Origin of the sequence: Flavobacterium bizetiae (assembly GCF_024271895.1) — a bacterium.
Lineage (GTDB): Bacteria > Bacteroidota > Bacteroidia > Flavobacteriales > Flavobacteriaceae > Flavobacterium > Flavobacterium bizetiae.
The window spans coordinates 3,087,761-3,101,866 of sequence record NZ_CP091861.1 but is presented as its reverse complement, the minus strand read 5'-3'; the positions used below and the strand labels follow the sequence as shown (position 1 = coordinate 3,101,866).

Below are 14,106 nucleotides of genomic sequence, written 5' to 3'. Positions count from 1 at the left end.
CTCTGTTTAAAATAAAAACCTTATACATTTAAAATGTTAGAAGAAAAGAATGATAACCTGCAAGAAGCAGACGGAAAATTAGAAATCGAGATTAGCGATTCTACACAAGATAATGCAATTGAAACATCGGAGCCTGAAACAGCTGCTGAAATTTCTACTTCAGAAACTGAAACTGAAGCAGACGCTACAGCCGAAGAGACAGAAGCCAATCATCAGACTGCATTAGATGCTATAACCAATTCGAACGCCGAAGAAAGTGAAGATGAAACGCTAAAAGAGCGTCATGACATTCCTATGCAGGATTATGATACTTTTTCTTTGGATGCACTTGTTGATGAGCTTAAAAAATTGATCAATACAGATAAAGTAATGTCTGTAAAAGATCATATCGAAGAAATTAAAAAATCATTTTTACTACAATACAACCACCTTATAGAGGAGAAAAAAGACGAATTTAACGCTTCTAAACAAGACCCGAATGAGGAATTTGAATATCATTCTCCGTTAAAATCTAAATTTGACGAATATTATAATGTTTTTAGAGAAAAAAGAAATGCTCATTTCAAGCATTTACAAACCAATCTAAAATCGAATTTAGACAACAGACTTGCGATTGTAGAAGAACTTAAAGAACTTATCAATCCGCAGGAAAACATCAAAGACACTCTGAAACATTTTAATGATTTAAGAGAAAGATGGAAAAATGCCGGAGCAATCCCAAAAGACAAATACAATCACGTTTGGAATAATTACCATTTTCATGTAGAAAATTTTTATGATTATCTGCATTTAGATCGTGAGGCCAGAGATTTAGATTTTAAATACAATCTGGAGCAAAAGCAAAAAATAATTGCTCGTGTAGAAGAGTTAGCAAACGAAACTGACATTAGCAAAGCATTCCGTGAATTACAGGATTTACACAGAATATGGAAAGAAGATATCGGACCTGTTTCTAAAGAACACCGTGATGTAATCTGGAATAAATTTAGCGAACTGACTAAAAAAATTCACGATAAAAGAGAAGTTTTGTTTGAAAGTCAAAGAGCAAACGAACAAAAAAACCTTGAAGTTAAAAAAGAAATCATTGGTAAAATTGAGGTTTTAGGAACTGAAAAAGTAAACTCTCACTCTCAATGGTTAGTACAAATTCAAAAAGTAGAAGCACTTAGAAATGAGTTTTTTGCTGCCGGAAAAGTACCATCTGAAGTGAATGAAGAAACCTGGGCTGCTTTTAAAACTGCAGTTAGAAACTTTAATTCTTTTAAAAATTCGTTTTACAAAGACATTAAAAAGGATCAGAACGACAATTTGAATAAAAAAATGGCTCTTGTTGCAAAAGCCAAAGAATTGCAGGAAAGTACAGATTTTGCTGCCACTACTCCAATCATGAAACAAATTCAGGAAGAGTGGAAACAAATTGGTCACGTTCCTAAAAAATATTCAGATAAAATCTGGAAAGAATTTAAAGATGCCTGCAATCATTATTTCGATAAATTAAAAGAGCACAAATCTGAAGAAAACGTTGACGAAGTTGCTGCTTTCGACAATAAAAAAGCATACTTAGACATTTTAAGAGCTTACCAATTAACAGGTGATCACAAAACTGATCTTGACGCTATTAAAGCGCATATCGAAATCTGGAAAGGCTACGGAAAAGTTCCTTTTTCAAGACGTCATATCGAAGGAAAATTCAATAAAATCCTGGATGCACTTTTTGAAAAGCTAAGTTTGAGTAAAAAAGAAACTGAAATGATGCGTTTCTCTAATCGTATTGATTCATTATCTGACAGCAACGATACTCGTAAATTAGATAACGAAAAGATCTTCTTAATGCGTAAAATTGAAGAAGTTCAAAATGAGATTTTCCAATTAGAAAATAACATTCAGTTCTTTGCGAATACCAAAAACGCTAAAAAAGAGAATTCAATTGTTCTTGAAGTTCGTAAAAACATCGCTATCCATAAAGAAAGCCTTGAGCTTTGGAAAGATAAATTAAAACAATTACGTAGCCTGGGTCAGGAGTAATTTAAATATCAAAACTGCAGTGAAATATTCATTGCAGTTTTTTTTTGTACTGTTCGGATTTCACCGCAAAGTTCCCAAAGCTAAATAACACAAAGCTTTGCGAACTTTGCGTTTTATTAAATCCCAGTATATAAAAAAACCTTGTGTGCTTTGCGGTAAAATCCACTCCAACCTTTATCTCATTTCAACCTGAAACCCTAAGCTTAACATTCCCAATTCAACTTCATAAAACAATTCTGTAAAATATTGATTATATTTGATAAACCACATTATCTATTGATAATCAATAAATGAACAAATTCAATTATTAATCCTAATAACAACGAAAATGAAATTTACAAGAAAAGCAAATGCCAACTGGAAAGGAACTGGCATGGAAGGAACTGGAAAAATCAGTACTCAAAGTACTACACTAGATAATGCTCAATTATCATTTAAAACAAGATTCGCAGACGGAGTTGGAACAAATCCTGAAGAATTAGTTGCAGCAGCTCATTCTGGCTGTTTTACGATGCAATTAAGCTTTTTACTTAACGAAGGAGGTTTTACTGCAGATGATTTAAATACAGAAGCCACAGTTACTTTTGAAGATGGATCTATAACTTTAATTCATTTAGATTTAAAAGGTAAAGTTCCTAATATTTCAGCTGAAGAATTTGAAAAGACAGCAAACAAAGCAAAAGAAATCTGCCCGATTTCAAAACTATTAAACACAACAATTACATTGTCTGTTGAACTAGTTAGCTAATTATTTTCAGGCATAAAAAAAAAGATCCCGTTTTGCAACGGGATCTTTTTTTATGGAATAAGTTTTTTAGAATTACATTGTAGCTTTTAATGCTTTTGCCTCAGCAGTCATTTCTAAAGCTTTGTAAACTCCTAATAATGTTTTAGAAACATCTTCGTTTTTAGGATCTAACTCATTTGCTTTTTTAAGGTAAGGAATAACTCCTCTAAAAACGTTTTCTCTTTGTGCTTTCAACACATCGTAACGTTTCATATCTTTTGCAGAAGTACCCAATTTGTTCATCTCATCAATAATTGGCTTTTCAGCTTCTAATTTTAAAGCTGCAAGGTTAAGATAAGCATTTGTGTAATTTGGATTAATTTCTAACGCTTTTAAATAGTATTTCTCAGCATCAGCATTATTTTTTGCATTAGCACTAAGAACTCCAAGATTAAATACTAAATCAGCATTGTTTGGTTCTTTTTCTAAAGCTTCACCAACTAATTTTTTGTAAGTTTCAAAATCTTTAGACTCTAAGTATAAGTTAGCTTCAGTAAGAATCAAAGAAGTATCCTCCGGATTTGCTTTTCTTGCATCAGCGATTGCTTTTTTAGCATCTTCGCTACGTCCTTTTTGAACTAAAATTAAAGCTAAGTTTTTGTAGATCTCTCCTCTTTTAGAAGGAATAGCTTCTGTTTTAGGTTTTTCGTGAGTTCCTAATTTTACAGCTAAATCTCTGTCTTTTGCACTGTTAAAAGCATCCTCATTACCAGAAATTTTATTAACTGCTAAATAGCTAGTTCCTTTTCCTGAGTAGTTTAATTGTTTTAACTCTTCGTACATTGGCAATGCAAGATCAAAATCCTGAGCATTTACTGCTGTTGAAGCTGCATAATACAAATTGATTGTATCTTTTTTCTCTAACAAGTAAGCATCATATAATTTTTTTGCTCCTTCAACATTTTTACCAGCCTGAGAATCTGCGATAGCTGAGTTAATCAACTTTCCTTTGATTTCAGTGATAGAAGCTGCAGCCTGAGTAGAATATTTTAATTTTCCTGAAGCTTTTTCAACATCAATTAACTTTTTATAGTTTTCAGCAGCAAGAGAAAGGTTTTTACTTTCGTCTGTTTTTTTATTTGCTAAATCTAAATAAGCATTCGCTTTTACAGAGTAGAACTGAGCTTGTTCAACATCTTTAGCATTTACTATCATATTTTCTGCATCATTAAGGATTGTAATTGCTCCCTGAGCATCTCCTCCTTTTAAAGCCTTTTCAGCACTTTTTATCTGATCTTTTTGAGCAAAAGTAGCTACTGAAATCAATAATGCTGACGCAAGTATTACATATTTACTTTTCATAATATTCAATTGTATATTTAATTATAAGTGGGTTTTATTTATTCTTCAGATTCTTCTTCGTCAGAGTCATCTTCGTCTTCGATTTCTTCATCAGTATCGTCGTCGTCATCATCTTCTACAGGACCTTCGTCTTCAAGAACTTCTAAATCCGGTTTTACTCTTTCGATAGCAGATTCGATAACATTTCCATCTTCGTCAACAACAACTTCTGCAACATCATCTTTCATTACTTTTGTTACAGCAGCAATAGAATCTTTACCTTTTAAGTTAATCAATCGAACACCTTGCGTTGCACGACCCATTACACGTAAATCTTCAATTGCCATTCTGATTGTTAATCCAGATTTATTGATGATCATTAAATCATCAGCATCAGTTACGTTGCTAATAGAAATTAATTTTCCGGTTTTCTCGGTGATATTAAGTGTTTTAACACCTTTACCTCCACGGTTTGTGATTCTATAAACATCTTCTCCATCGTCATCAACTAATTTAGTACGTTTACCGTATCCGTTTTCAGTTACAACTAAAATCTGTGTATCGTTTACATTTTCTTTATCAACTGTAACCATACCAATTACTTCATCAGTATCGTCTTTTAAAGTAATTCCACGAACTCCAGAAGCTGTTCTTCCCATCGGACGTGTTTTAGTTTCCTCAAAACGAACCAATTTACCAGACTTAACAGCTAAAATAATTTGGCTTTCTCCGTTAGTTAATTTTGCTTCAAGTAACTCATCACCTTCTTTAATTGTAATTGCAGCAACACCATTTACTCTTGGTTTAGAATATTTCTCTAAAGAAGTTTTCTTAACCTGACCTTGCTTAGTTACCATTACAAGATTATGACTGTTGATATAATCTTTGTCTTTTAAGTCTTGTGTACAAATGAAAGCTTTTACTTTATCATCGCTTTCAATATTTACCAGGTTCTGAATTGCTCTACCTTTTGCAGTTTTGCTTCCTTCAGGAATTTCGTAAACACGCATCCAGAAACATTTTCCTTTTTGCGTAAAGAACATCATATATTGGTGATTGGTTGCAACGAACATATGCTCAAGGAAATCCTGATCTCTTGTTCCTGCACTTTTTTGTCCAACTCCACCTCTATTTTGAGTTTTATATTCTGTTAAGTTAGTACGTTTGATATAACCTGCGTGAGAAATTGTAATAACCACATTTTCATCAGCAATCAAATCTTCGATACTTACATCTCCACCAGAATATTCAATAGTAGAACGACGCTCGTCTCCGTATTTCTCACGGATTTCTTCAAGTTCTTCTTTAATTAAGTTTGTTCTTAAATCTACATCTGCCAATAACGCTTTCAAATGTTCGATTAACTTCATCAATTCGTCAAACTCAGCTCTTAATTTATCTTGCTCCAGACCTGTTAACTGACGTAAACGCATCTCAACAATTGCACGAGCCTGAATATCTGACAAATTAAATCTTTCAATTAATTTCTCACGAGCTTCTTCAGTATTCTTAGAACCTCTAATGATTGCAATTACTTCATCAATATTATCAGAAGCAATAATTAATCCTTCTAAAATATGCGCTCTTTCTTCTGCTTTACGTAATTCAAAACGAGTTCTACGAACTACTACATCATGACGGTGCTCGATAAAATAGTGAATCATATCTTTTAGATTCAACATTTGCGGGCGACCTTTTACTAATGCAATATTGTTTACACTAAAAGAAGATTGTAATGATGTAAATTTATATAAGGTATTTAATACTACGTTTGGCGTAGCATCACGTTTCAGGATATAAACGATACGCATACCGTTTCTGTCTGATTCGTCACGAATATTCGCAATACCTTCAATTTTTTTGTCGTTAACTAAATCAGCCGTACGTTTGATCATTTCGGCTTTGTTCACCTGATACGGAATCTCCGTTACGATGATACATTCTCTTCCGTCAACTTCTTCAAAACCAACTTTAGCACGCATTACAATACGTCCTCTACCGGTTTTAAAAGCTTCACGAACTCCTTCATAACCATATATTACACCACCGGTTGGAAAATCCGGAGCTTTGATATGTGTCATTAATTCGTCAACTTCAATATCGTTATTATCAAGATACGCTAATGTACCGTTGATAACTTCAGTTAAATTGTGTGGAGGCATATTTGTCGCCATACCAACTGCAATACCTGTTGCTCCGTTTACTAATAAAGTAGGAACTCTTGTAGGCATTACTTTTGGCTCATATAAAGTATCATCAAAGTTCAATTGAAAATCAACTGTTTCTTTTTCGATATCCGCCATAATATCTTCAGATATTTTGCGCATTCTGGCCTCAGTATAACGCATTGCTGCAGGACTGTCACCATCAACAGATCCAAAGTTACCCTGACCATCCACTAATAAATAACGCATACTCCATTCCTGAGCCATACGAACCATTGCATCATAAACAGAAGTATCCCCGTGTGGGTGATACTTACCCAGAACCTCTCCTACGATTCTTGCAGACTTTTTGTGGGCAGATCTTGAAGTTACACCTAAATCATACATTCCGTAAAGAACTCTTCGATGCACTGGTTTCAAGCCATCTCTAACATCAGGAAGCGCTCTCGATACAATTACTGACATCGAATAATCGATGTAAGCAGATTTCATTTCATCTTCAATGTTAATAGGAATTAACTTTTCTCCTTCAGACATAAGTTGTTATGTTTAAATAATTATATTAGTTTCAAAGCGTGCCAAGATACGTTTTTTTGGAATTTTTTCAGCTATTTCCTTACACTTATTTCAATGATTTATTAACAACTTTATTTTCGCTTTTAGTTAATAAATTAAGCACATTTTAACGCTTTTATTGCTATTTTTTTTGTCTCTTAGCTGTCAGGAGTTCCTTAAGGGTATGGTTTTTGTTTTTCAAACACTAATTCACTAAATTTACAATACCAATTATATATTATGGATGATAATTTTTCACCAAGAGTAAAAGATGTTATTACCTACAGTAAAGAGGAAGCCTTACGTTTGGGCCACGACTTTATTGGTACTGAACATCTAATGCTAGGCATTTTAAGGGATGGAAACGGAAAAGCTATTCATATTCTTAATAACCTTGCAGTCGATCTAGATCATTTACGCAGGAAGGTAGAAATACTGAGCCCAGCCAATCAAAGCGTTGAAGTAAATGCAGAGAAGAAAAATCTTCATCTTACGCGTCAGGCGGAAAGAGCACTGAAGACCACTTTTCTTGAAGCTAAAGTATTTCAGAGCTCGTCTATTAGCACGGCGCACTTGCTATTGTGTATCTTACGAAACGAAAACGATCCAACAACCAAGCTATTGAATAAACTAAAAATAGATTATGACATAGCTAAAGAACAATATTTAAATATGACTCCAAACGAAGAAGAATTCTTAGAAAACTTGCCAAGAAACGAATCGTATAATGACGATTCAGGACAAGATGACAGTCTTAAAGAAAGTAGTTTCAATAATCCAGCCAATAAGTCAAACAAAAAATCTAAGACTCCGGTTTTAGATAATTTTGGGAGAGATTTAACAGAAATGGCAGAGGAAGGAAAACTAGATCCGGTTGTAGGACGCGAGAAAGAAATCGAACGTGTTTCTCAAATTCTAAGCCGTAGAAAAAAGAACAACCCTCTTTTAATTGGAGAGCCTGGAGTTGGTAAATCTGCTATTGCAGAAGGACTTGCACTGCGCATCATCCAAAAGAAAGTATCTCGTATTCTTTTCAACAAACGTGTGGTTACACTTGATCTTGCCAGTTTAGTAGCAGGAACAAAATACCGTGGTCAGTTTGAAGAGAGAATGAAAGCCGTAATGAACGAGCTGGAGAAAAATGACGATATTATCCTTTTCATTGATGAAATTCATACTATTGTAGGTGCTGGCGGAGCAACTGGTTCACTTGATGCTTCGAACATGTTTAAACCTGCATTGGCAAGAGGCGAAATTCAATGTATTGGTGCTACTACTCTTGATGAGTACAGACAATATATCGAGAAAGATGGCGCTCTTGAAAGACGTTTCCAAAAAGTAATTGTAGAACCAACATCTGTTGAGGAAACTATTGCGATTTTGAACAACATTAAAGACAAATACGAAGATCACCACAATGTAACCTATACTCAGGAAGCAATTGAGGCTTGTGTTAAATTAACGAACAGATATATGTCTGAGCGTTTCTTACCAGACAAAGCTATTGATGCTCTTGACGAAGCGGGTTCTCGCGTGCACATTACTAATATTGATGTTCCGAAACAAATTTTGGATTTGGAGCGTCAGTTAGAAGAAGTTCGTGAAATGAAAAACATGGTAGTCAAAAAACAAAAATACGAAGAGGCTGCCAAACTTCGCGATGATGAAAAACGCATTGAAAAAGATCTTGCTGTTGCACAAGAACAATGGGAAGAAGATTCTAAAAACAACAGAATTGAAGTTACAGAAGATAATGTAGCCGATGTTGTTTCTATGATGACCGGAATTCCTGTAAACAGAATTGCACAAACAGAAAGCAACAAACTGGCTAAATTACCTGAATTGATTCAGAATAAAGTAATTGGTCAAAACGAAGCAGTTTTAAAAATTGCACGTTCTATTCAGCGTAACAGAGCCGGACTTAAAGATCCTAACAAACCAATTGGTTCGTTCATTTTCTTAGGTCAGACTGGAGTTGGTAAAACCCAATTGGCAAAAGTTTTAGCAAAAGAATTATTTGATTCTGAAGATGCATTAGTTCGTATCGACATGAGCGAATACATGGAGAAATTTGCTATCTCTCGTTTAGTTGGAGCGCCTCCGGGATACGTTGGTTACGAAGAAGGTGGTCAGCTTACTGAAAAAGTTCGCAGAAAACCATATTGTGTGGTACTTTTAGACGAGATCGAAAAAGCGCATCCGGATGTGTTTAATATGATGCTTCAGGTTTTAGATGATGGATATTTGACAGATAGTTTAGGTCGCAAAATCGACTTTAAAAACACTATCATTATCATGACATCGAATGTTGGAGCACGTCAGTTGAAAGATTTCGGACAAGGCGTAGGATTTGGAACTGCTGCGAAAGTAGCTCAGGCCGATGAAAACTCTAAGAGCATTATCGAAAATGCATTGAAGAAAACTTTTGCACCGGAATTCTTAAACAGAATTGATGATGTAATAGTATTTAATGCATTAGAAAAAGGCGATATTGATTTGATTATCGAAATCGAACTTACAAAACTATATTCTCGTATTGCTGAATTAGGATACAAATTAAATCTTACTGACAAAGCAAAAGCATTTATTGCAGAAAAAGGTTTTGACAGACAATTTGGAGCCAGACCTCTAAAAAGAGCAATTCAGAAATATGTTGAAGATTTATTAGCTGAAGAGATTATCACTTCAAAAATTCATTCAGGTGATGAAATCCTAATGGATTTGAAAGATGATTCTCAAGAGTTATCAGTAGAAATACATAAAGCTGAAGAGCCAACTAATCAATAAATTAGTTAAGTTTTATAACAGAAATAACAAACCCGTTACGTTTTCATAACATAACGGGTATTTTTTTTAGATAAATTAGTATCTTTAGTAAAAGCAAATAGCTATTTTTGGCTATTAATCTCTATAAAAACAAATAATAACGTATGCTTCAAAACAAAGTCATTTTAGGTAGCGAAGAATGGTGCTCATTTCCAGAACTAGGAATCCCAACAATCAAAGCTCGTGTGGATTCCGGTGCCAAAACTTCGGCAATGCACGCCATAAACATAGCTCCTTTTATAAAAAATGATGCCAATTGGGTGAAATTTGATATTAATCCAATTCAGAATAATATTAAAACCATCATTCATTGTGAAGCTCCGTTGGTTGACAAAAGAATTGTAAAAAGCTCAAGTGGTTTTAGAGAACACCGCTATGTGATTCAGACTCAAATTAAACTTGGCGATATCAAATGGCCAATAGAAATGACTTTGACCAACAGGGATTCAATGGGTTTCCGTATGCTATTAGGCCGTGAAGCCATGAGCGGACGTGTACTGGTTGATCCGGAGGAAAAATACATGTTAGGCCAGCCTACAACCGAAGCTTTAAAAGAATTATACCAAAACTCAGAAAAAGCAACTTCTGGTTTACGAATCGGGCTTTTGGCCAGTAATCCTGAATTGTACAGCAATAAAAGAATTATGGAAGCCGGCGAAATGCGCGGTCATGAAATGCACTTTCTGAACATCAAAGAATGCTACATGAAACTGGATGCTAAAACTCCGGAAATTCATTATCGTGGCGGAAAAATATTAAATCAATTTGATGCTATTATTCCAAGAATCCGACCAAGCATTACTTTTTACGGTTGCGCTCTGACACGTCAGTTTGAAGCTTTGAAGGTTTTCGTTTTAAATTCGGCTACAGCCATAACTCAATCACGAGATAAATTATATTCACTGCAATTGCTTTTGAATAGCGGAATCGATATTCCTACCACTGGTTTTGCCAATTCTCCTCTTGATACTGACAATTTGATTAAAATGGTTGGAGGTTCGCCTTTAATCGTAAAATTACTTGAAGGAACTCAGGGAAAAGGAGTTGTTTTAGCCGAAACCAAAAAAGCTGCAGAAAGTGTTATCAATGCTTTTAAAAGTTTAAATGCCAATATTTTGGTTCAGGAATTTATCAAAGAAGCCAACGGAAAAGATATTCGTTGTTTTGTAATTGACGGAAAAGTGGTTGCAGCGATTCAGCGTGAAGCAATGCCTGGAGAATTCAGAGCAAACATTCACCTTGGCGGAACAGCCTCTGTAATTAAAGTTACTGCCGAAGAAAAAAAGATCGCTATAAAAGCCGCAAAAGCAATGGACTTAAAAGTGGCAGGAGTTGACATTATTCGTTCTTCAAAAGGGCCTTTATTACTTGAAGTAAACTCTTCGCCTGGTCTTGAAGGAATCGAAGGTGCCACAAACAAAGATGTTGCCGGAGAAATGATCAAAGCAATCGAAAAGAACTTTAAACTAATATAACTTAAGTTCATTTGAACTTAATCGCACATAATTAATTTAGTAGCTTTGTCAGAGTGTAAAAACTTAGACAAAGCTTTTTTTATTACTTAAATCCTCAAAAAATGATGTTATCCCCCTATTTTGATATTATTCTAAGAAGTGTTGCTGTTTATTTTTTCATGACAATTGCCCTTAGAGTTTTTGGCAAAAAAGAGCTTTCGCAATTGAACACTGCCGATATCATTCTGATTTTATTGATTAGTAATTCCGTTCAAAATGCCATGGTCGGACCTGACACAAGTCTTTCTGGAGGATTAATTGCAGCTTTGGCTTTGTTTATCATTAATTACATCATTAAAAAACTAACCCATAAATACAAAGGTCTTAACAATTTACTATTAGATAAACCCGAAATCCTGATTCATAACGGCATAATTGATTTTAAGACTTTGAGTAAATTGGATATCTCACACGAAGAATTAAAAGAAGCTGCACGCGAACATGGTTTAGAGCATTTAACAGACATTAAACTTGCCATGCTCGAAGTTGATGGTACCATAAGTGTAATTTCTGATGATAAAAAAAATATCAAGGAAACACATTTTAAACGAAAACACAATCACAAGAACTTACAGAAATAACTTTTAAAAACATTTAAGTATTTAAAAATCAAATATTTAAATATTTGCATTAAAAAAAAACTTAGCTATATACTTTGTTATACTATGTATTTTGTTATACATTAGCAGAATGAACGAAACATTTGTAACAAACTGGAAATCGCAGGTAAAGAAAGGCACATTGACTTTCATTATCCTTAATGTGCTCAAAAATAATGAGTACTATGGTTATGAACTTATCGAACAAATAAGAAAACATACTGAAATAGAAATTGCCGAAGGAACTCTCTATCCTTTAATGAATCGATTAAAAACTGAAGAATTAGTAGATTCTAAATGGGTAGAACAAGAAACCGGTATTCCAAGAAAGTATTATTCATTAACCAAAGCCGGAATAGAAACTCTAAGTCAGATGAATATTTACTGGGAGAATCTTGAGAAATCAATTAAAAAAATCATCCAATGAGAATAGAAGATATCAAATTCGAACAGAAAGCTTCGCAGCGAATTTACAACGACTACATGAAGCGCGTTAGAAAAGCGACGGCATCACTATCAAAAATGAATCAGGATGATATTTATATGGAATTTAACAGCCATATTTTTGAAGCGATTCAGCATAGAAATAATACCAACGAACTAGATTCACTTTTAGATATTATCGAAAAATTAGGTTTTCCGGAAGAAGTTCTAAAACCACTTGTTGCCGATAAAAAACTAGAACAGGCAACCAGAACATTCAATCCTGTTCATGTTTTTAAAGCTTTAATATTAAACTTTACAAACGGTATTTCGTACATCTTTTTCTTTGTTTTATACCTGTTTCTGTTTGGTTTCGTTTTTCTGATTTTTGCAAAAATCTTCAATCCAGATCTTGTTGGTCTTCACATAAAAAGCGAATCGCCTTCTGTATTTGTCTTAGGAATAATGAATCCTGAAAGTAAAACTCAATACGGAACTCACGAAATATTAGGCAACTGGTTTATTCCCGCAATGTTATTAGCAATCTTAATTTTCTATTTTCTTATCACCCTTTTATTAAAATTAAAAAAATCAATTAATCAAAAATCATCATCATGAAAAAAATCATCAGCTGCTTGTTTGCTCTCGTCTTTACGAGTGCATTTTCTCAAACCTTCAATGCAAAAAAACTGGATAGTTTGTTTCTTCTTTTAGAGAAAAACAACAAATACATGGGAAGCATTGCCCTTTCTGAAAACGGAAAAACAATTTATACAAAATCGATTGGTTTTGACGATGTTGCGACTTCAAAAAAATCAAGTATAAATACGAAATACAGAATTGGTTCTATCTCTAAAACTTTTACTGCAGCGCTTATTTTTAAAGCTATCGAAGAAAATAAAATCACTTTAAATCAAACTATTGATAAATATTTTCCAACGGTAAAAAATGCAAAAACAATTACAATTAGTAATTTACTAAACCACAGAAGCGGTATACACGACTTTACAAACGATGATGATTACCTAACCTGGAACACTCAATATCAATCGAAAGCTAAGATGATCGAACGAATTGCAGCTGGCGAAATTGCTTTTGAACCAAACACAAAAGGGCAATACAGCAATTCTAACTATGTTTTATTGTCTTTTGTATTAGAAGATATTTACAAGAAATCTTTTGGCGAAATTTTAAACCTGAAAATTGTTACTCCATTAAAATTAAAAAACACTTATTTAGGTAAAAAAACCAATATTGCGAACAACGAATGTTATTCGTATACAGCTGAAAATGGAAAATGGAAAAAAGAAAGCGAAACAGATATGTCTATTCCGCTTGGTGCCGGAGCAATTGTTTCCAATCCAACCGACTTAAACCTCTTTTTTGAAGGTCTTTTTGCCGGAAAAATCATTTCAATGGATCATTTAAATCAAATGAAAACTGCACAAGATAAATTTGGAATGGGATTATTTGAATTCCCTTATTACGAAAAGAAAAATTACGGTCATACCGGAGGAATCGATGGTTTTAAATCTGTTGCTGGTTATTTTCCAAATGAAAAATTAGCTTTAGCCTTAACTTCAAATGGTTTGGATTACGACAATAATAACATCTTATTATGCGCTTTAAACTCTTATTTTAATAAACCCTTTACAATGCCGGTTTTCGGAAACGTTGCTGTTAGTCCTGAAATTCTGGATTTGTATTCCGGAACTTATGGCAGTACTCAAATTCCAATAAAAATAACGATTTCAAAAAAAGACAATACATTAATCGCACAAGCTACCGGACAACCTTCTTTTCCGTTAGAAGCTACAACTACCAAAGTATTTAAATTTGATGTTGCAGGTATTGTTCTTGAATTCAATTCTGATAAAAAAGAAATGATTTTAAAACAAGGCGGACAAGAATTCTTATTTACCAAATAATAA

Annotated in this window: 10 protein-coding genes; 8 read left to right on the top strand and 2 right to left on the bottom strand. The window is 33.8% G+C overall.

What is annotated here, in order from left to right:
• The first annotated feature begins 33 nt into the window (after nt 1–33).
• Together L0669_RS13460 and L0669_RS13455 are read left to right on the top strand one after the other, a co-directional pair.
• A complete protein-coding gene (locus L0669_RS13460) occupies nt 34–2,025 on the top strand; it encodes a DUF349 domain-containing protein (protein ID WP_263758211.1) in 1,992 nt (663 codons plus the stop codon).
• A gap of 328 nt (nt 2,026–2,353) precedes the next feature.
• Nucleotides 2,354–2,773, top strand: a complete 420-nt coding sequence (locus L0669_RS13455; RefSeq protein ID WP_263758210.1) for an OsmC family protein — start codon at nt 2,354–2,356, stop codon at nt 2,771–2,773.
• 72 nt (nt 2,774–2,845) lie between these two features.
• Here L0669_RS13455 and L0669_RS13450 read toward each other — a convergent pair whose 3' ends face one another.
• Both L0669_RS13450 and gyrA read right to left on the bottom strand, forming a co-directional pair.
• Nucleotides 2,846–4,114 carry a tetratricopeptide repeat protein gene (locus L0669_RS13450; RefSeq protein ID WP_263758209.1) on the bottom strand — a complete coding sequence of 423 codons (1,269 nt, stop codon included), beginning with the start codon at nt 4,112–4,114 and terminating at the stop codon, nt 2,846–2,848.
• A 38-nt stretch (nt 4,115–4,152) separates the two neighbouring features.
• Complete coding sequence (gene gyrA, locus L0669_RS13445; protein ID WP_263758208.1) at nt 4,153–6,795, bottom strand: DNA gyrase subunit A; 2,643 nt, start codon at nt 6,793–6,795, stop codon at nt 4,153–4,155.
• 258 nt (nt 6,796–7,053) lie between these two features.
• Between gyrA and L0669_RS13440 the strand changes: the two genes are divergently transcribed.
• The 6 genes from L0669_RS13440 (at nt 7,054) to L0669_RS13415 (ending at nt 14,103) form a co-directional block, all read left to right on the top strand.
• Nucleotides 7,054–9,600: an ATP-dependent Clp protease ATP-binding subunit gene (locus L0669_RS13440; RefSeq protein ID WP_173971931.1), complete on the top strand. Its 2,547-nt coding sequence runs from the start codon at nt 7,054–7,056 to the stop codon at nt 9,598–9,600.
• Between the two features lie 143 nt (nt 9,601–9,743).
• On the top strand, nt 9,744–11,114 hold the full coding sequence (rimK, locus tag L0669_RS13435; protein ID WP_173971930.1) for a 30S ribosomal protein S6--L-glutamate ligase: 1,371 nt from the start codon (nt 9,744–9,746) through the stop codon (nt 11,112–11,114).
• Between the two features lie 104 nt (nt 11,115–11,218).
• Entirely contained in the window at nt 11,219–11,734 is a 516-nt protein-coding gene (locus L0669_RS13430; protein WP_173971950.1) for a DUF421 domain-containing protein, read from the top strand.
• 109 nt (nt 11,735–11,843) lie between these two features.
• The gene (locus L0669_RS13425; RefSeq protein WP_173971929.1) at nt 11,844–12,179 is read left to right on the top strand and encodes a PadR family transcriptional regulator; all 336 of its coding nucleotides are present in this window, start codon (nt 11,844–11,846) and stop codon (nt 12,177–12,179) included.
• Nucleotides 12,176–12,793, top strand: coding sequence for a hypothetical protein (locus L0669_RS13420; RefSeq protein ID WP_263758207.1), 618 nt, complete (start codon nt 12,176–12,178; stop codon nt 12,791–12,793). Before L0669_RS13425 ends, L0669_RS13420 begins: the two co-directional genes overlap by 4 nt.
• The gene (locus tag L0669_RS13415) at nt 12,790–14,103 is read left to right on the top strand and encodes a serine hydrolase domain-containing protein (RefSeq protein ID WP_263758206.1); all 1,314 of its coding nucleotides are present in this window, start codon (nt 12,790–12,792) and stop codon (nt 14,101–14,103) included. The genes L0669_RS13420 and L0669_RS13415 overlap by 4 nt, the downstream gene beginning before the upstream one ends.
• Nucleotides 14,104–14,106: the final 3 nt, after the last annotated feature.

What these genes read in the sequence shown, in the direction of transcription:
- L0669_RS13460 (WP_263758211.1), top strand. Translation starts at nt 34, where the DNA reads ATGTTAGAAGAAAAGAATGATAACCTGCAAGAAGCAGACGGAAAATTA.
- L0669_RS13455 (WP_263758210.1), top strand. Translation starts at nt 2,354, where the DNA reads ATGAAATTTACAAGAAAAGCAAATGCCAACTGGAAAGGAACTGGCATG.
- gyrA (WP_263758208.1), bottom strand. Translation starts at nt 6,795, where the DNA reads ATGTCTGAAGGAGAAAAGTTAATTCCTATTAACATTGAAGATGAAATG.
- rimK (WP_173971930.1), top strand. Translation starts at nt 9,744, where the DNA reads ATGCTTCAAAACAAAGTCATTTTAGGTAGCGAAGAATGGTGCTCATTT.
- L0669_RS13415 (WP_263758206.1), top strand. Translation starts at nt 12,790, where the DNA reads ATGAAAAAAATCATCAGCTGCTTGTTTGCTCTCGTCTTTACGAGTGCA.
- L0669_RS13420 (WP_263758207.1), top strand. Translation starts at nt 12,176, where the DNA reads ATGAGAATAGAAGATATCAAATTCGAACAGAAAGCTTCGCAGCGAATT.
- L0669_RS13430 (WP_173971950.1), top strand. Translation starts at nt 11,219, where the DNA reads ATGTTATCCCCCTATTTTGATATTATTCTAAGAAGTGTTGCTGTTTAT.
- L0669_RS13450 (WP_263758209.1), bottom strand. Translation starts at nt 4,114, where the DNA reads ATGAAAAGTAAATATGTAATACTTGCGTCAGCATTATTGATTTCAGTA.
- L0669_RS13440 (WP_173971931.1), top strand. Translation starts at nt 7,054, where the DNA reads ATGGATGATAATTTTTCACCAAGAGTAAAAGATGTTATTACCTACAGT.
- L0669_RS13425 (WP_173971929.1), top strand. Translation starts at nt 11,844, where the DNA reads ATGAACGAAACATTTGTAACAAACTGGAAATCGCAGGTAAAGAAAGGC.